Annotated in this window: 19 protein-coding genes and 1 tRNA gene; 10 read left to right on the plus strand and 10 right to left on the minus strand. The window is 57.3% G+C overall.

The genetic code is table 11. The features are described from left to right. Positions 1-4 precede the first annotated feature (4 nt). The 3 genes from OCA8868_RS06995 to OCA8868_RS07005 all read right to left on the minus strand — a co-directional run bounded on the left by OCA8868_RS06995 (position 5) and on the right by OCA8868_RS07005 (position 4,630). Entirely contained in the window at positions 5-2,035 is a 2,031-nt protein-coding gene (locus tag OCA8868_RS06995; protein WP_093995850.1) for a capsule polysaccharide biogenesis protein, read from the minus strand. Next, entirely contained in the window at positions 2,035-3,168 is a 1,134-nt protein-coding gene (locus tag OCA8868_RS07000) for a polysaccharide biosynthesis/export family protein (protein ID WP_093995851.1), read from the minus strand. The genes OCA8868_RS06995 and OCA8868_RS07000 overlap by 1 nt, the downstream gene beginning before the upstream one ends. A gap of 175 nt (positions 3,169-3,343) precedes the next feature. Next, on the minus strand, positions 3,344-4,630 hold the full coding sequence (locus tag OCA8868_RS07005) for a capsule polysaccharide biogenesis protein (protein WP_093995852.1): 1,287 nt from the start codon (positions 4,628-4,630) through the stop codon (positions 3,344-3,346). Positions 4,631-4,791: 161 nt separating this feature from the next. On the opposite strand from OCA8868_RS07005, the gene OCA8868_RS07010 reads away from it, so the two are divergent. The 7 genes from OCA8868_RS07010 (at position 4,792) to OCA8868_RS07040 (ending at position 8,834) form a co-directional block, all read left to right on the plus strand. Continuing rightward, entirely contained in the window at positions 4,792-5,388 is a 597-nt protein-coding gene (locus OCA8868_RS07010) for a riboflavin synthase (protein ID WP_093995853.1), read from the plus strand. After that, positions 5,388-5,945, plus strand: coding sequence for a hypothetical protein (locus OCA8868_RS07015; RefSeq protein WP_093995854.1), 558 nt, complete (start codon positions 5,388-5,390; stop codon positions 5,943-5,945). The genes OCA8868_RS07010 and OCA8868_RS07015 overlap by 1 nt, the downstream gene beginning before the upstream one ends. Further along, the gene (locus tag OCA8868_RS07020; RefSeq protein ID WP_093995855.1) at positions 5,942-6,175 is read left to right on the plus strand and encodes a hypothetical protein; all 234 of its coding nucleotides are present in this window, start codon (positions 5,942-5,944) and stop codon (positions 6,173-6,175) included. Before OCA8868_RS07015 ends, OCA8868_RS07020 begins: the two co-directional genes overlap by 4 nt. A gap of 92 nt (positions 6,176-6,267) precedes the next feature. Next, positions 6,268-7,398, plus strand: a complete 1,131-nt coding sequence (gene ribB, locus OCA8868_RS07025) for a 3,4-dihydroxy-2-butanone-4-phosphate synthase (RefSeq protein ID WP_093995856.1) — start codon at positions 6,268-6,270, stop codon at positions 7,396-7,398. After that, positions 7,398-7,937, plus strand: coding sequence for a 6,7-dimethyl-8-ribityllumazine synthase (locus OCA8868_RS07030; protein ID WP_093995857.1), 540 nt, complete (start codon positions 7,398-7,400; stop codon positions 7,935-7,937). The genes ribB and OCA8868_RS07030 overlap by 1 nt, the downstream gene beginning before the upstream one ends. Continuing rightward, positions 7,934-8,416 carry a transcription antitermination factor NusB gene (nusB, locus tag OCA8868_RS07035; protein ID WP_093995858.1) on the plus strand — a complete coding sequence of 161 codons (483 nt, stop codon included), beginning with the start codon at positions 7,934-7,936 and terminating at the stop codon, positions 8,414-8,416. Before OCA8868_RS07030 ends, nusB begins: the two co-directional genes overlap by 4 nt. Positions 8,417-8,498: 82 nt before the next feature. Then, the gene (locus tag OCA8868_RS07040; protein ID WP_093995859.1) at positions 8,499-8,834 is read left to right on the plus strand and encodes a hypothetical protein; all 336 of its coding nucleotides are present in this window, start codon (positions 8,499-8,501) and stop codon (positions 8,832-8,834) included. A gap of 229 nt (positions 8,835-9,063) precedes the next feature. Here the strand turns inward: OCA8868_RS07040 and OCA8868_RS07045 are convergent, their stop codons facing one another. Then, positions 9,064-9,477: an SRPBCC family protein gene (locus OCA8868_RS07045; protein ID WP_093995860.1), complete on the minus strand. Its 414-nt coding sequence runs from the start codon at positions 9,475-9,477 to the stop codon at positions 9,064-9,066. Then, positions 9,474-9,791 carry an ArsR/SmtB family transcription factor gene (locus OCA8868_RS07050; RefSeq protein ID WP_093995861.1) on the minus strand — a complete coding sequence of 106 codons (318 nt, stop codon included), beginning with the start codon at positions 9,789-9,791 and terminating at the stop codon, positions 9,474-9,476. The genes OCA8868_RS07045 and OCA8868_RS07050 overlap by 4 nt, the downstream gene beginning before the upstream one ends. A gap of 125 nt (positions 9,792-9,916) precedes the next feature. Between OCA8868_RS07050 and OCA8868_RS07055 the strand changes: the two genes are divergently transcribed. Beyond that, positions 9,917-10,393: an MmcB family DNA repair protein gene (locus OCA8868_RS07055; protein WP_093996185.1), complete on the plus strand. Its 477-nt coding sequence runs from the start codon at positions 9,917-9,919 to the stop codon at positions 10,391-10,393. On the opposite strand, the gene OCA8868_RS07060 is transcribed toward OCA8868_RS07055, so the two are convergent. Together OCA8868_RS07060 and OCA8868_RS07065 are read right to left on the minus strand one after the other, a co-directional pair. Next, positions 10,390-11,241 (minus strand): DMT family transporter, encoded by an 852-nt coding sequence (locus tag OCA8868_RS07060; protein ID WP_245848102.1) that lies wholly within the window; start codon positions 11,239-11,241, stop codon positions 10,390-10,392. The two genes, OCA8868_RS07055 and OCA8868_RS07060, sit on opposite strands and share 4 nt — an antisense overlap. Next, positions 11,242-11,433, minus strand: coding sequence for a DUF6324 family protein (locus OCA8868_RS07065; RefSeq protein WP_093996187.1), 192 nt, complete (start codon positions 11,431-11,433; stop codon positions 11,242-11,244). It abuts the gene before it with no gap. A 137-nt stretch (positions 11,434-11,570) separates the two neighbouring features. Between OCA8868_RS07065 and OCA8868_RS07070 the strand changes: the two genes are divergently transcribed. Beyond that, a tRNA-His gene (locus OCA8868_RS07070) sits at positions 11,571-11,647 on the plus strand. Positions 11,648-11,690: 43 nt separating this feature from the next. Next, on the plus strand, positions 11,691-12,701 hold the full coding sequence (locus tag OCA8868_RS07075; RefSeq protein ID WP_093995862.1) for an AbrB family transcriptional regulator: 1,011 nt from the start codon (positions 11,691-11,693) through the stop codon (positions 12,699-12,701). On the opposite strand, the gene OCA8868_RS07080 is transcribed toward OCA8868_RS07075, so the two are convergent. Genes OCA8868_RS07080 through OCA8868_RS07090 form a run of 3 tightly spaced genes read right to left on the minus strand, consistent with a single transcriptional unit; the run spans position 12,698 to position 15,858 of the window. After that, complete coding sequence (locus tag OCA8868_RS07080) at positions 12,698-13,000, minus strand: DUF4387 family protein (protein WP_093995863.1); 303 nt, start codon at positions 12,998-13,000, stop codon at positions 12,698-12,700. The two genes, OCA8868_RS07075 and OCA8868_RS07080, sit on opposite strands and share 4 nt — an antisense overlap. Then, entirely contained in the window at positions 12,993-14,333 is a 1,341-nt protein-coding gene (locus tag OCA8868_RS07085) for an acyclic terpene utilization AtuA family protein (protein WP_093995864.1), read from the minus strand. The genes OCA8868_RS07080 and OCA8868_RS07085 overlap by 8 nt, the downstream gene beginning before the upstream one ends. Beyond that, the gene (locus OCA8868_RS07090; RefSeq protein WP_093995865.1) at positions 14,326-15,858 is read right to left on the minus strand and encodes a tripartite tricarboxylate transporter permease; all 1,533 of its coding nucleotides are present in this window, start codon (positions 15,856-15,858) and stop codon (positions 14,326-14,328) included. The genes OCA8868_RS07085 and OCA8868_RS07090 overlap by 8 nt, the downstream gene beginning before the upstream one ends. Between the last annotated feature and the right edge of the window lies 1 nt (position 15,859).

Consider the following 15,859-nt stretch of genomic DNA (forward strand, 5'->3'; position numbering starts at 1 on the left):
TCGTTTAACGCCACAGATGTGCGTAGCTGGCGAAGGCGCCTTGGAGCTTGGCCAAGAGCCGATTGCTGCGTGTTGGGTGTGGGACTGTGCCGGTTTCTAAGCGTTCCACAACAACTTCAACGGGACAGGGCAGGTTGCTGACAGGGTCGAAATATCTTGGGTAGTCGATGAGGACGGCATGGGCGAATTGGGCCAATGTTGGCAGCGCAACGCGGCGCTCGATTGGCATCGCACGGTCGTCTGTTAGGCCCCAGCCGGAATAAAAGGGGGATCCAAGGCAGGTCACGTCTTTGCCACGCAGCAAGGCCTCAAACCCCAAGGTGGAGGTCATCGTCCAAACCACATCCACCGCGTCCATCGCGGCGATTGGGGATGTTTTGGTCAGGATGACATCGGCGAAGTCTTCGGCATCCGCAACGATGCCACTTCGCAATCCCGCTTCCACGTCAGGATGGGGTTTGTAGAGGATAATTGCCGCAGGGTTCGCAGCGCGGGTCGCGGCGAGTAGGTCGCGGTTCGTGGTGATGTCAGTTGTGCCAAGGCGGATCGAGGCGTCGTCCTCGACTTGACCGGGGACAAGGATGCGACGCCCTTTGGGGAGGTCAACAGGCAGATCATTCGCAGAGAGATTATATTTACTTAGTCCCGACCCGACGATCTTTTTTATAAGGGTTTCGGCGCGTTGGCTTGCTGCGTCAGGCAGCGTGGTAGATGCATTGATCAGTTCTTCCAGCTGGCTGGGTCCGGTTGGGTCGTAATAAATCCCAAGGTCATCCAGAACCAACGACAGCGGCGCGATAAGGTCGGCACCAAGCCCGCGCGAGCGCAAAAAGCCGTCTTCGACGCGCAGCGCGCTGTCGTGACCGTCTGCCTTGCTGGCCCAGACCATGCGGCCACGCCCCGTTTTCGCGGCAAGCGCGTCGGCCTTTTCGGGGTCGTCTTCGAACATCATTTTACGCGATGCGCCGAATACCTTTTGCAATGGCGCACGTTTCCACAAGCGCATGCCGGACGCGACCCAACCGTCGCCGTCATCTCGCCATGCGCGGGTCTGGGCCTCTAGGGTTTGGATAGCGGTTTCAAGTTCGCAAAGTTCGTCGCGATAGGGGTCATACCAACGCGGATAAAGGATCATAGCGCCGGCGAATAATTGCGCGCGGGTTAGTCTTCGTTGGCGGCGGTCAAGGGGCATCCGGTCGTCTGATAGGCCCCAGCCAACGTAGAACGGCTGCCCGAAGACGGCTGGTTTGTGCCCTGCCAGGATCGCTTCGAAGCCAAATTGGGACGACACGGTGTAAACACCAATCGCACCTTCCAGCAGGTGGTGGGGGGAGACGGCATCGCTGAAAAATTCAACGTTTTCTGATAGATCGCTGTCTCTGAAGTGCCCGTCGCGGTGGCCTTGCACTGTTTCAGGGTGGGTTTTAACCAAGATCCGTGCGGTCGGGTGTTCTTCTCGCGCTACGAACAGCATCTCAAGGAACGTGTTTCGATCAGCGCGGGATGCGGTGACGGACGCATCGCCCGCCGTTTGGTCGATCACCAAAACATAGCCCGCATCTGGGGCAGGGGTCTTTGGGGCGAAGTTATTATATTTGCTGAAGTGGCCGCGTTTGATCGCTTCCATGCAATCACGCGCACGGTTTAGAAGAACGGTGTCATCTAGCGGCTCCTCACGCAGTATAACCTCGAGGTCGGAAGGTTTGGACGGGTCAAAATGTACGCCGCGACTATCCAGATGGAGGCCAAGCGGTGGCTCCCCGTCGCGGCCCGGAAGGACAGAGCGGAGGAACGCATCCTCAACCCGTAACACCGGTGCTGAGGTATGGTCCGCCACCGCTTCGCCGCGCCAAGATGTCGGAGATTGGCCCCAAACACCGATGAGGTCATCGGGGGAGGGTTTGCCAAGGGAGATGTCGTAGCCGGAGAGAGTCAGAATGCGGCGCACGCGTTTCTGGGTCAGAAAGCCGCCACTATAAACGAAAAGCCGCCGCGGAGTTTCCTCTGCGGCGGCTGTATTTTCGAGTTGCGACATTATCCGCCGAGGGCAGTGGTGGCTGACTTTACAGAAGTTAGCGTTCCAAACACTGCCGAAATCGTTTTATTGAACTGGCTGAACGGCGCTTCGGTAACAAAAACTGTGTCACCATCACGGATTGCAAAGTCGCGGGCCATGAACATGCCGTTTGGTTCAGTCAAATCGAGAACATAGATGACGCGTTGTGTGCCGACGAGGTCTGAACGCCCGACCAATTGGTTGGCGATTTCTTCGGGTTCATTGCGGAAAACAAACACGCCCGTTGGGTCAGCGAGGTTGGTGGCAAGGCCGCCAACTTGTGCGATGGCTTCGATGGCGGAAATGGTTTGCGATTCAAACGCGACCCGGCTTTGCGATCCAGTCGCACCAAGTGCAGTGAAGGAACGTGTGTCCTGTTCCACGAAGATACGGTCGCCAGCGCGAAGTGCGATGTCATGACCAGGATGGTCGTAAAGGTCTTCGAACCAGATTTTACCAGAATGGCTGCCACGTACCACGGTTACCTGTGCGATCTCGGGCTGAATTGCCACGCCACCGGCGCGCGCCAGCATGGAGGCCAAGGTACGGGTCGGGCGTTCAATCGCATAGACGCCTTGAGCGCCAACAGCACCGACTACCGAAACGGTTGAACCGTCACCGGCAAGGCGGCGCACCTGAACCTGTGGATCGGGTGTTTGCTCTTCCAGTTTTGCCGTGATGATGCGGCGGACCGCTTCGGGTGTATTGCCAGCGGCGCGGATGCGACCTGCGTACGGCATAAAGATAAAGCCCGACCCATCAACTTGTACTTCTTCAAGAACAGTGGCGTTTTGCCCTGGAGGAACAAGGAGAGGATCACGGACGTTTTCCCAAATTGTCAGGCCGAGTACATCGCCAGGGCGGATTGTGTCGCTGCCAAGGCTGGCGGCATCACGGAAACCAGCGGCAAATCCAAGGGCAGGCGTTACACCAGCCACCAAATTTACGCGATCATCGACGAGAAGCACGAAGGCGTCGCCATCTTCCATCACGGAACCGGCGAAAATTTCACTTTTTGTGGGGCCCGAACGGGGCAAACCACAAGATGCAACAACTGCTATTGCGGCGAGTAGGGCCGCGCCTTTTGTAAGGCGAAATCTAAGGGATATCACTGCTCCGGTCTCCTCGACCTAATTAAAACTGCCTCGGTCTTCATGCGGGCGAATTTGGATTCACCTCACCTTTTGTCTGTAAGTTACGGGAATCCGTGCGCAAAATCTAGTATTACGTTGCCCATCTGGATGGGTGTGGCAGTGCTGCCACCTTACCCACAAGGTTTAGTGTTTGCTACTTCACCACACGCAACTGCTGGCGTGGAGGGGCTTGGCCGGTGGACAAGGCATCATAGGGATCATTGCGATCCAGCATCATATCAACGACTTGGCGCATCAATTGGCGACGGCCACGGGCGGAATAAAAGCCACCGGGAACCTGCGATGTTTCCAGCAGGTATCTGCGGTAATCCTTGAAGGCGCGGTTGTCTGGGCGTGCGGGTTTGGCGAAGAATTTATCGACCGCCAAATCGGAAACAAATTCGGGCTTTGCATATACCGCTTCTCCAAAGACTTTCAGTGGAATACCGCGGTGCAGGACCTGCTGAGCCGCGGTTGAGTTCACGGTCACGGCGGTGCGCGCATGGTCCAAAACCTGTGCCAGCTTGCCGCCGCGCACGTAGTGAACGCGGTCGAACACGTCTTGTTCTTTAGCCAAACGGCGGATGATCTTGCGCAGGGGGCTGCGGCCATTTTCGAGCGGATGCGCCTTAAAGACCAAATGGTGGTGTTTGGGCGCACCTTTGGCGAAACCTTCGATCACGACGGTAAGAAATTCTTCCATCCGCGTGAACGGCGAATGCATCTGAAAGCTGGAGTCATGTTCGAGCTGCAAAAGCGCGATGTGGTAGGGGTAGCCGCCGTGTTTGATGCGGAATGTCGAAATAATCCGGTCGAGCGCGATGAACGGCATCAGCAACAAACGGCGCGTATAAAGGGCGGTTTCGGCGACCAGCGGCAATTCGCGGTGACGCTTGAACTTGCGGTACTCGCCATTCCGGAACATCACGAACCAATGGTAAAGTGCGCCGTAGAATACATGGTGGCGCATGTCGCCCCAATGGGCGGGTGCCTCTGGCACGTCGAGCTCGGACTTCGCTAAGGCGTCGCGCATATCCTGCACTGATGTGTTCATAAGCTTGGAGTGGCCGTTGGCACCGTCACGCTCATACGTCACCCAGAAAGGGCGCATATAGCCTTCTTCATAGACGTGAACGGTTAGGCCCATTTCCTTGGCCGCAATCACGGCCTCTGCGTGGATCGGGCGGGTGTCGCCATATAAAACGATGTCGGTGATCGATTTTTCGGTAACGATTGTACGAAACGTTTCGACCCACTCATCAGGGCCGCCACGGTAGGGGATATACCCCTTTGCGCCGAACCAGAACGCGCGGTCGCCCGCGTTAAAGCCCACGCGCCAGACATCTGCCCCCGCCGCGCGGAGCATTTTGCCCAAACGGTGGAAGAACGGCCCATGGGGACCCTGTAGAAACAGAAATGATCTGGTCGATTGCGCGCTCACGTTGGTCCCATCTTTAGTCGGTGCGGGTTTCGGTTACGTTAACTGTGTAGTTTGACCGAAATATGGCATGTGCCGCACCCTTAACCACCTAGCCACCTTGCCCCGCTGCGATCAAGGGGCTAGGCCAAGGGAGAGACGGGGAAATATGAGAAGGATACGCCATGTTCACAGGTATCATCACAGACGTAGGCGAAGTTCTAGAACTGGAGAACCGCGGTGATTTGCGGGCACGTATCGGGACCGATTACGACATTGCCGGCATCGAGATCGGGGCGTCCATTGCCTCGGACGGGGTTTGTCTGACGGTTGTCGCTAAGGGAACCGATCCGCGTGGTTGGTATGACGTTGATATTTCAGCCGAAACCGTTAGCAAAACCGCGCTGGGTGCTTGGGCTGTTGGAAAGCGTGTGAACTTGGAACGTGCGTTGAAGATCGGGGACGAACTTGGCGGGCATATCGTGTCCGGCCATGTGGACGGTGTCGCGACGATTGTTGAGATGGTTGATGAAGGCGACAGCACGCGTGTCACGCTTGAAGCGCCGGATGATTTGGGGCGTTTCATTGCGCCTAAAGGGTCAGTTGCGCTGAATGGGACATCGCTGACGGTGAACGAAGTGGATGGTGCGAAGTTCGGCATTAACTTCATCCCGCATACGAAATCCGTTACGACATGGGGGGACGCTAAGGTTGGCGATCCTGTGAACCTCGAGGTCGACACAATGGCCCGCTACGTCGCACGTCTTCAGGACTACGGCTAATGGCTGGGATCGGGCATAACTCTGGTCGCGTGGATGAGCCGGGCAAAAGCTGGCGCACTCACGTTTGGGCGAAGGCGAGGCGACAGTTGATGCCGACCCTCCCGATTGAGGTCGTGCGTCGCCGCGTTGCGCGGGCCAAGGAACTGGGGCTGCCGTATCAGACTTATGCAGGGCTGCGCGCGTCGTCTGGGGATGATTTGATCGGCTTTATGTTCTCCAACAATGCGCTTGATGTGTTGCGCCGTTCGGACAAGGTCGCGGCTGGGAAGGCCGCCAAAATCGCTGCGTTGAAAGACGTGCGCACCATTGGGCTCGCGCAGGCGCCGACAACGCCAAGCCAACTTACCCCGCCGTTGCAAACCGCATATTCTGCCCCCAAACCACTGGCCCCTTGGGTGAAAAAGCGCGACCACATGTGCGAGATATTTGCAAAAATTGGCCGCCCTTCCAGCCGTTTCGTTCTTATCTGTGACACGGCGATGGAACGCGAATGGGTCGAGGCGGGCCGCATGGCCGGCGCGCTTCCTGCCGAGACATTTTTTGAGGTTTCCCAATGACAGACCAAACCGAACCCGAAGTTGTGGCCACGCTTGAGGACGACGAAGGCCTGCGTATTGTTGATATCTTGCGCCACGACGACAGCCATTTTACCTACGCCGAATACCATCGCACGGACGGCGAAGGGGATGATTGGCAGCTGGTCGAAGATGACGCGGCAAAGACCTACAACACACAGTTCGCGGCCTACACTGCTGCTACGCGCAACGTTGAATGGTTGATGGACTAAACGACAGGCGAAGGGCTGCAAAGTCGCATGCGCAGCTCTTTCCAAACCACGGCCCACAGGCTATTGCGCCTTAAGATGCTGAGAGGATTCCCATGAACCAATCGTTTGAAAAACCCGGCCCCGTTGAGACTGATTGGAAAGACGTGATTTCCAGCATCGAAGACATCATTGATGATGCTCGCAATGGGCGCATGTTTGTTCTGGTCGACCATGAGGACCGTGAAAACGAAGGCGACTTGGTTATCCCCGCGCAGATGGCGACGCCGGATGCGATTAACTTTATGGCGACCCACGGACGTGGATTGATCTGTTTGACGCTGCCTGCTGAGCGCCTTGATGCGCTGGGCCTGCAATTGATGTCCACGCATAACTCAAGCCGCCATGAGACAGCGTTCACCGTGTCGATTGAAGCACGCGAAGGTGTGACGACCGGCATTTCTGCAGCCGACCGTGCCAAAACAGTGGCAGTGGCGATTGACCCGACCAAAGGCGCACAAGACATCGCGACGCCGGGACATGTCTTCCCATTGCGCGCCCGCGCCGGGGGCGTGTTGGTGCGTGCTGGTCATACCGAAGCTGCCGTTGATATTTCCCGCCTTGCTGGGCTGAACCCGTCCGGTGTGATCTGTGAAATCATGAAGGACGACGGCGAAATGGCGCGTCTGCCTGATCTGGTGGCATTCGCGCAAAAGCACGGGCTGAAAATCGGCACGATCTCTGATCTCATCGCCTATCGTCGCCGCCACGACAATCTTGTGCGGGTTCGGACGGAAGAAACCATCACATCGGAATTCGGTGGTGAATGGCAGATGAAAATCTACGCCGATGAGACCCACGGCGACGAACACATCGTGCTGACCAAGGGTGATATCTCAGGCGACGCGCCTGTTTTGGTGCGCATGCACGCGATGGACGCGATGTTGGATGTCGTCGGCGTTGGCCCCAAGGGGCGCGCCGGTGAATTTGGCGGCGCAATGACGCGTATTGCCGAAGAAGGGCGTGGCGTTGTTGTGCTGTTGCGCGACACATCAATGAAAATGGAAGCGCACGACGATGTGTCCCCAAACACCTTGCGCCAGTACGGGTTAGGGGCGCAGATATTGTCGTCGCTGGGCTTGGGACAAATCGAATTGCTGACCAATTCCCCGAAGCCGAAAATCGTCGGCCTTAACGCTTATGGTTTGGAAATCATCGGCACCCGCAAGATTTCGGAGCTTGGCTAATGGCTGGATCATCACACCACATTCTAGATCGCCCGACGTTTGACGCACCTGTCAAAGTCCTGATCGTGGCATCGCCCTATTACAAAGAGATCAGCGACAACCAGATCGCAGGTGCAATTGCCGAGCTCGAAGCAGCAGGGGCCACATTGGACGTGGTGCATGTTCCGGGCGCGTTGGAAATCCCAACAGCCATCGGCATCGCCGAACGCATGGGCAATTTTGACGGCTATGTCGCGCTGGGCTGCGTAATTCGCGGTGAGACAACCCATTATGACACGGTCTGCAATGACAGCAGCCGCGCCATTCAACTGCTTGGCCTTCAGGGGCTGTGCATCGGAAATGGTATCCTGACAGTTGAGAACCAAAAGCAGGCAGAAGTGCGTGCCGATCCGAAAGATCAAAACAAAGGTGGCGGCGCGGCTGCTGCGGCCTTGCACTTGATTGCACTCAGCCGTAAGTGGGGCCGCTCAGCCACAGGCGTTGGATTCACCAACGATATTCTGATGGCAGGCAATACGGATGGCAACACCACAGCATGACCGACGCAAACTCAAACCTGTCTGGCAACCAACGACGCAAAATGAAATCTGCGTCGCGGCTTTATGCCGTTCAGGCCCTGTTTCAGATGGAACACTCGGCTCAGACGATCGACAAGGTAACGGCTGAGTTCATGAACTACCGTTTCGGCGAGACCTATGACGGTGCCGAAATGATTGATGGCGACATCTCGCATTTTAAAATGCTGGTAGAAGTCGCCGTTGAAAAGCAGGTCGAAATCGACAAACTGACCGACCGCGCACTGGTTGCGCGTTGGCCGCTTGGCCGTATTGATCCGACATTGCGCGCACTTTTCCGTGCTGCTGGCGTTGAAATCCTCGGCAGTGACACGCCGCCACGCGTGGCGATTACCGAATATGTAGACGTCGCACGCGCATTTTTTGACGATGGCGATGAGCCGAAGTTCGTGAATGCTGTGCTGGATCACATGGCGAAAACAGCCAAGCCGGACGCGTTCTAGGCGACCTGAGTCAATTTCGCCCGCTTCCCATCACTTGGAGATTGCATGCCAAGCGCCTACCTTATTGGGAGGAGGCGCTGACATGTCGACTCGGAAATCACCTGACCTAATCAAGATTTATATCAAAAGCTGTATTCTCGGCTTCGTTCTCGCGGCCGTTTTCGTTGGCGCGATTATGTGGGTTGACGTTGCTGGAATCGGCGGGCTGATCATGGGGTCCGACATTGGCATCATGGCAACACTGGTCTTTTGGGTGTTGAACGGGATTGTCTTCGCGGGTGTGCAGTTTTCGATCGTTATCATGACAATGGGCGAAAACGATGACGACGATAATGATCGTCGCGGCCGCATGATGCCGATCTTTCAACCAGACCCGATTGCGATTCCAGTTCCTGCGAGCAAGCCCAAGCGCCGCTAAGACGTTGAATTTATAGGTAGGTGGCGGGCCCCGCAGCAACCGTAGGGTCATGTATTCCCGAGGACCTGTAAGTACAGGTGGTAGCCAGGTAACGAAGCCAGAGCCCCGACAGCGCCAGCCACCTCGGATTTGCGTAAGGCCACTGGAATTATGCCACTGTGTTACGAGAGGAGCAGAAGCCCGCCACGGACACACGTAGTGCGGCGGGCGGGCTTCTACAAGGGCAGTGTTAGTCGTCGTGGAGCGCTTTGCGCAGGTCAGCGAAGTGGCCTTCCCACCCTTTGTCGAGGGCAAGTGTCAGGCCGAATGCTTCCTCGGTTGCCGGCAGACCTTCGTGAACCAACGACAGGCGCGTGCCGCCTGCGACGTCTTCAAGCGTCCACTTCACGGTGCTGACGGCATCGCCCATTGGCGCGATGGTGAAGGTGTATTCGAGGTAGTCATGCGGGTTTGCGGCCACGACGTCACCCCACATCAGTTTATCGCCGCTGGTGGTGCCGTACATCGCGTAAGCGTCCCCTTGGGCCAGCGCGACCTTGGGTTTGTGAAACCACATCGCCAGTTTGTCAGGGTCCGTCAGGAAGGCCCAGACGTCGGCCTTGGTCGCCTTTAGGTAAATGGTTTTGTTCAATGTATTGGTCATTGTGCATCCTTTTCGATGGCTGATTTCAAATCGTCCAAACGCGCGTCCCAGAAGGTATCGAAAAACGACAACCAATCACGGATCGGGGCAAAAGCGTTTGGGTTCAGTGTGTTGTACCGTTCGCGCCCTTGGGCGCGCACAGTTATTAGGCCGCCGTCAGACAGCACGGTTAGGTGCTTTTTGACGGCAGCGCGGGTCATGTCGAAGTTTTCGGCAACCTGCGCGATGGTCATATCCGTGCCGCGTAACATCAGCAGGATGTCACGGCGGGTTGGGTCGGCAAGGGCGCGAAAGAGGGGTTGGGGTTCATTCATTTTCGACTCACATAATACCATTTGGTTTCGCATTAATATGATACCATTTGGTATCTCGTCAAGGGGCTTTCAGTATGAACGACCTGCAACTTGACGGATGTTCACACATTGTTCATGTTTGGCGAATGCCTGATGATGCGATCCACGACGACATAAGCAGCTCCCAACCCGGCCAGCTTTTGGCCCGTGGGGTCTGCCGCCATTTGCGCAGTCATGATTTCGTTTGTGTCGAAGAATTGGTGCCAACGCGCGGACTGCGGGTGGATGTGATGGCGCTTGGGCCAAAGGGCGAAGTTTGGGTTATTGAGTGCAAGTCGAGCCGCGCTGATTTTCAATCCGACAACAAATGGCAGGGCTATCTGGAATGGTGCGACCGATTCTTTTGGGCTGTGGATGCTGAATTTCCAACGGAACTGCTGCCCGAAAGAACAGGGCTGATCATCGCGGATGCCTATGACGGTGAGGTTATTCGCATGGCACCCGAAGACAAGCTCGCTCCGGCGCGGCGCAAGGTGATGGTGCAAAAGTTTGCCCGAACGGCGGCGCAGCGGTTGCAGGTGTTTCGCGACCCGACGCACCGCCTAACAAGCGGACTGCTTTAGCGGCGTGACAGCGCCAAAGACGCAACACCTGTTGTGAAGATGATTGCGAGGCCAATAAAACTGGCCCAATCCGGCCAATCCGAAAACACCAAGAAACCAAGCAACGTCGCTGGAATAAGCTGGGTGTAGATCAGTGGTGCGATGACATTCGACGGCGTTGTTTTGCTAAGTGAAACCAGCATCAGGTTGCCCAAAGCCGAGCCAAACGCGCTAACGAAGATCAGGCCAAGCGCAGCCCATGACACCGAGTCGGGTAGCGCTGTTAGCCCAAATGGGGCAAGGACAATCGCGCCGAGAAATAGTTGTGAAAACAACAGCAGTCTTGGGCGATAAAACGGGGCGATCCAGCGGGTTGAGACGACGTAACTGCCGTGCAAAACGCCTGCCAGCACTGCAAACCCCATGCCGATCGAGACCCCGAAACCGGGTTTCACAACCAAAAGAACGCCGAGAAAACTAAGGCCCAGCAGGAAGCTGCGGGTAAGGGTGATGCGTTCTTTTAACAAGAGGGCTGACAGGGCGAAGGCAACGATTGGCCCAACGAAGAACGCGCCAAAAACATTCGCGACAGGTTCCGTGCGCAGCGCCGTAAGAATACAGCTAATGCCACCCGTAATCAGGAGTGCGCGAAGCAGCACGCGCGGGTCACGCAGGGCAGGGGCGTCCGTGCGGGTCAGCCCACAAAACGGCAACAGCACAACACAGGCCAACGCAAAGCGGGTCCATGCGATAAACAGCGGGCTAAACCCATCTTGTGTCAGCACCTTTGCGGCAACATCCCCCCCGACGATCAGCGTCATCGAGGTCAGCATCACCAGACCGACGCGCCACAGCGCCACAGGCTGCATTTAGCGGGGCTTCACCATGCGGGCTGCTTTGGCAGCGGCAACGATTTCTTCAGCGATTTCCTCGGCTTCGTCAGGTGAGAAGTCCATTGGGATCTCGATGCCGGACCCTTCGATGAACAGGCGGACCTGCCCGATGTCGGTCGGACCGATTTGTAGGTTCGCTTCGATGTCGCGTTCGTCGTTAATGCCCATGACCATGATCCTTTGGAATGCTTGGCCCCGATTTACCCCGTGCGGGCGCTTCTTAGCAAGGGCTGTGAAAAAACGCTTACGCAAAGCGCGGCTTGGGTCTTGCAATCATACGCCGCCCTCGCTAAATCGCTCCTGATGCCGCCTTAGCTCAGTTGGTTAGAGCACTGGTTTGTGGAACCAGGGGTCCCCCGTTCAAGCCGGGGAGGCGGTACCACCCCCCCCCTTTTATTCGCCTCGCTGTCGTGCGACCTAGGCCTATGGCATTGGCGATTACCCTTTTGATATCCGGTTTCGGTGTGGCGGTGTTTATTGTGCTGTCTTTGCCGCTGCCGTGGCTGTTGGGGCCGTTGCTGGGGTGTCTTATCGCGGCGCTGTTCGGGGTGCAGTTGCAAGGTGCGCCACGCACGAGCCAAGTTATGCGAACGATTCTTGGGGTTGCCGTCGGGGCGACGATCACTCCGGCGTTGTTTTCACAGATCGGAACGTTGATCTGGACGCTCGCGTTGGTGCCGCCTTTGGTCATTTGTGTCGGGGCTGTTGGCTATCCGTTGTTTCGCAAAGGGTTCGGCTTTGACCATCCGACGGCGTTTTATGCAGCTATGCCCGGTGGTTTACAGGACATGTTGCTGTTTGGCGAAGAAGCGGGAGGGGATGTGCGCGCGCTGTCTTTGATCCATGCCACGCGGGTCTTGATCGTGGTGACTGTTTTGCCATTCGCCTTCGCCTATCTGTACGGCGTGGACATGAACCAACCCGTGGGCGATCCGTTTACAGCCCTGCCTTGGCAGGAACTGGTTTTGCTGGCTGTTGCGGGCATCGCAGGCTGGCGCATTGCAGCATTCGTCGGGCTGTTTGGCGCGTCCATTCTGGGTCCACTTTTCTTGACGGCTGCATTGTCGTTGCTGGGCGTCATCCACCACCGCCCACCCGCCGAGGCGATCCAAGCGGCGCAGTTTTTCATCGGCTTCACGGTTGGTGTGAAATACGCGGGCATTTCATGGCGCGAATTGCGCGTCGATGTGACCGCAGGCGTGGTTTTCACCGTGTTGAGCCTGATGGTGTCGGCGGTGTTCGCCTATTTCATTGTCCAGTTTGGCTGGTTGCCTTTCACCGAAGCCGTGCTTGCGTTTTCGCCGGGCGGGCAGGCGGAAATGGCGATTGTTGCGCTGGTGGCGGGCGCAGATGCGGCTGTGGTTGTGGCGCATCATTTGGTGCGGATCGTTTTCGTGATTACGGGCGCGCCGCTGATGAATCGCTGGTTTGGCTAGTTGATCTCAAGCTCTGCCAAAAGCGGCGCCCAGCCCGCGCCGTGCATATCGCGATCATCGCGCGATCCTTGGATCGTCGGGCGCGGCATTGAGAATTTCACAACGTTCAAATCGGCGATGTCGAAACGTTTGACGGTGGCCGCATCCGTCTTGAACAACGCGGCGACGCGTTGTGTACTGAGGCCGTCTACGGTCTTCTCGTAAGCCTCTGGCGTGCCACAGAAAATATCGATGGTCAGCCAGAACGGGCCGGCATTTTTAGAGCGTATCTTTTGAACGATTTGGGACAGGTTAGGCATCTGTGACCTCCAGCCGGAAGGCGTCCATCGGGTCAGACAATTCCATCGTATGGTGCAGTACGAATTCGTAGGCCGCACCGCGGTCGATTTCCGCGGGGGAGAACGGGAATGCGAAGGTTGGCATCTCTTCATCGCGGGTCAGTTGGTGGTGCAAAAGATAGGGGTTCATCAGCTTGGCCAAGGTGCTGGCAGTTTGCTGATCGGGTGCTGTGATTATCGCCAACACGCCAAGTTCGGTCGCCGTCGGCGGTCTGTTTTCAAGGTCACCAAGGACGGCGTGCTGGCCGATAATGCGCAGCTCTGCGTGCCAAGTTCGTGGGTCTAGACCCATCCGGTCAGCGGCTTTTGCGGCGTGGTGTTTGATAATGTCATCGCACCAGTCTTGCGCGTTGGCCACGTAATGTGCATCGCGCAGGAACGCCATTGCGATGGTCTGATACCCCGCGATCCGCGCCCCTTCGAGCTTCACAGTATACCGTTCAGACGGGACCCAAACGGATCCTTCTGCCCGCACGGTTTTGCCGTCTAAATCCGTGTAACGCGTGGCGGTCACATCCAGATGCCCGCCGGGTTCATACAGGATGAACGGGTCGGAGTTTTCATAAAGCATGTGGGCTGAAACGGTGTGTGGCGTCGCTGTCGCGCCGTCGCCCATTGGTGTGATGTTGAACCCCGAGGCGTCGAATTCCACCATGATGGTGCCAGATTGCGGCGCGGTCGTGCACAACGCGCCGCACTCGCCAATCTTGGCCCCATGCCACGCTCCGCCTGCGTGGTCCCCGTTGGCAAGGGGCAGGGCGGCAATAATCGCGGTGTCCGTGGTGCGCCCCGCGATGATGATATCCGCACCTGTGTTTAGTGCGGCGTTGACTTGTTCAGCCCCTGCAAGGGCGACGATGTGGGTGCAGTTGGTTATAGCTTTCGCGTCAATCTCCGGCGCAGCGGACAGCGGGGTTAGCGGGGTTTGCGCGATCTTGCTCGGGTCTTGCTCGCTATAGAGCCGTGCGATTTTGGCCGTTGCGCCAAGGTCTGACAGGATTTCGAGCGTTATTTCATACAGCCAATCGACGGTGCTGTCGGTGCCGCAGGTCCCTGCCGTGCCGATCACCAACGGGCAGTTCGCGGCGATGCGGGCCTCGATCAGGTTCCGCCATTCGGCCTTGGTGCTTTCGCGCGCGTATTTGGACACGCCGCGCCCAAGGTAGGACGGTCCGGAGTCGGTTGATCCGCCATCAATCGCGATCAGGTCCGGCCCTTGCGCGATACCATGTTCAAGCGCGGCTTTGTCGTAGCCAAGGCCCAACGCGCCGGAGGGGATGAGGACCTTAGTCACTGACGCGCTGCGGTTTTGTGATGAAGCGACGCAGGAAGATCGGTGCAAAGAACCCAAGTACAGCGGCAATCAAGAGCCCCGTCGCGATATAAGAGATATCTTCGGGTTGGGATGGGCGTGTATAGATCAGCCCCCACGCGCTGCCGTCTGACAGCACCATTGCGTCGCGCAATTGTTTTTCCATCTGATGGCCCAGCAAAATGCCAAGGATCACCGGAACCGTCGGGATATCCAGCTTGCGCAGCAGATAGCCCAGCACACCGAAGCCCACGACCAACAGCAGGTCAAAATAGCTGCCCGTTAAGGAATAAATGCCCACAAAGCTGACCATCGTCACACCCGGAAGCAGGATGGCGGGAGGCACTTGCAGGACTTTTACGAAGACTTTGACCATCGGCACGTTCATGAACAGCAGCACGAAGTTCGCGATGAGCAATGCGGCGATCAGCCCCCAGACCACGTCGGGGCGATCTGTGAACAGCGTTGGACCCGGTGTGATGTTGAGTGTGACCAGAACCGCCAGCAGAACGGCCGTGGTGCCAGACCCCGGGACGCCCAGCGTCAACATGGGCACAAGTGCGCCACCAGCGGCGGCGTTGTTTCCGGCTTCGGGTGCGGCGACGCCTTTGGGGACGCCTGTGCCGAACTTGCCTTTGTCGCCTGCGATGGATTTTTCCATCATATAGGTCATGAAGCTGCCCAAGCTGGCGCCCGCACCTGGCAGCACGCCCGCAAAGAAGCCCAAAAAAGACGAACGCAGCATCGTCCATCTGGTGGACCAGATATCGCGCCACGGCACGCGCACTTTGTCGATCGTAACACCCGCCGCAGAGGATTTTCCGTGGCTTTCGATAAAGAAGAAAATCTCGGACACGGCGAAAAGGCCGACGATGGCGACTAGGAAATCGATACCGTCATAAAGGTGCAGATTGCCCCCCGTCAGGCGCGGCAGGCCGGAGTTCGGGTCCAGCCCGATCATCGCGATCATCAGGCCGATACAAGATGCAAGCGCAGCCTTGGCTTGGTTGTTAGATGAAATGCCGCCCAAGGTGGCAAAGGCCAGCAGATACAGGGCAAAGTATTCGCCCGGTCCGAACTGGTAAGCAACGCGCGACAACAGCGGTGCCAGCAGCATCAGGCCAATAGTCGCCAGCAAAGCACCCACAAATGACGCAACGCCCGAGATTACCAGCGCGTCAGCCGCGCGCCCGTTTTTGGCCATCGGGTATCCATCGAGCGTGGTCATCAACGCAGGTTCATCGCCCGGAATGTTCAGCAAGATCGACGAAATACGCCCGCCATACATCGCGCCGTAATAGATCGACGTGAGCAAGACGAGGGCGGAAACCGCATCAAGCCCCATAGAAAACGTGATCGGGATCATGATTGCGACGCCATTAGATGGCCCAAGGCCGGGCAGGGCACCAACGATTGTCCCGATGAAACAGCCCAAAACGGCCAGCATCAGCGTCCAAGGCGACAGGGCGATAGAAAACCCAAGCGCGAGGTTGTCGAGGATTTCCATG

The organism is Octadecabacter ascidiaceicola (assembly GCF_900185015.1).
GTDB classification, from domain to species: domain Bacteria; phylum Pseudomonadota; class Alphaproteobacteria; order Rhodobacterales; family Rhodobacteraceae; genus Octadecabacter; species Octadecabacter ascidiaceicola.

Excerpts from the sequence above, each read along its gene's own strand:
- OCA8868_RS06995 (WP_093995850.1), bottom strand. The coding sequence starts at position 2,035 with ATGTCGCAACTCGAAAATACAGCCGCCGCAGAGGAAACTCCGCGGCGG.
- OCA8868_RS07010 (WP_093995853.1), top strand. The coding sequence starts at position 4,792 with ATGTTCACAGGTATCATCACAGACGTAGGCGAAGTTCTAGAACTGGAG.
- OCA8868_RS07015 (WP_093995854.1), top strand. The coding sequence starts at position 5,388 with ATGGCTGGGATCGGGCATAACTCTGGTCGCGTGGATGAGCCGGGCAAA.
- OCA8868_RS07020 (WP_093995855.1), top strand. The coding sequence starts at position 5,942 with ATGACAGACCAAACCGAACCCGAAGTTGTGGCCACGCTTGAGGACGAC.
- ribB (WP_093995856.1), top strand. The coding sequence starts at position 6,268 with ATGAACCAATCGTTTGAAAAACCCGGCCCCGTTGAGACTGATTGGAAA.
- OCA8868_RS07030 (WP_093995857.1), top strand. The coding sequence starts at position 7,398 with ATGGCTGGATCATCACACCACATTCTAGATCGCCCGACGTTTGACGCA.
- nusB (WP_093995858.1), top strand. The coding sequence starts at position 7,934 with ATGACCGACGCAAACTCAAACCTGTCTGGCAACCAACGACGCAAAATG.
- OCA8868_RS07040 (WP_093995859.1), top strand. The coding sequence starts at position 8,499 with ATGTCGACTCGGAAATCACCTGACCTAATCAAGATTTATATCAAAAGC.
- OCA8868_RS07045 (WP_093995860.1), bottom strand. The coding sequence starts at position 9,477 with ATGACCAATACATTGAACAAAACCATTTACCTAAAGGCGACCAAGGCC.
- OCA8868_RS07050 (WP_093995861.1), bottom strand. The coding sequence starts at position 9,791 with ATGAATGAACCCCAACCCCTCTTTCGCGCCCTTGCCGACCCAACCCGC.
- OCA8868_RS07055 (WP_093996185.1), top strand. The coding sequence starts at position 9,917 with ATGCCTGATGATGCGATCCACGACGACATAAGCAGCTCCCAACCCGGC.
- OCA8868_RS07060 (WP_245848102.1), bottom strand. The coding sequence starts at position 11,241 with ATGCAGCCTGTGGCGCTGTGGCGCGTCGGTCTGGTGATGCTGACCTCG.
- OCA8868_RS07065 (WP_093996187.1), bottom strand. The coding sequence starts at position 11,433 with ATGGGCATTAACGACGAACGCGACATCGAAGCGAACCTACAAATCGGT.
- OCA8868_RS07075 (WP_093995862.1), top strand. The coding sequence starts at position 11,691 with ATGGCATTGGCGATTACCCTTTTGATATCCGGTTTCGGTGTGGCGGTG.
- OCA8868_RS07080 (WP_093995863.1), bottom strand. The coding sequence starts at position 13,000 with ATGCCTAACCTGTCCCAAATCGTTCAAAAGATACGCTCTAAAAATGCC.
- OCA8868_RS07090 (WP_093995865.1), bottom strand. The coding sequence starts at position 15,858 with ATGGAAATCCTCGACAACCTCGCGCTTGGGTTTTCTATCGCCCTGTCG.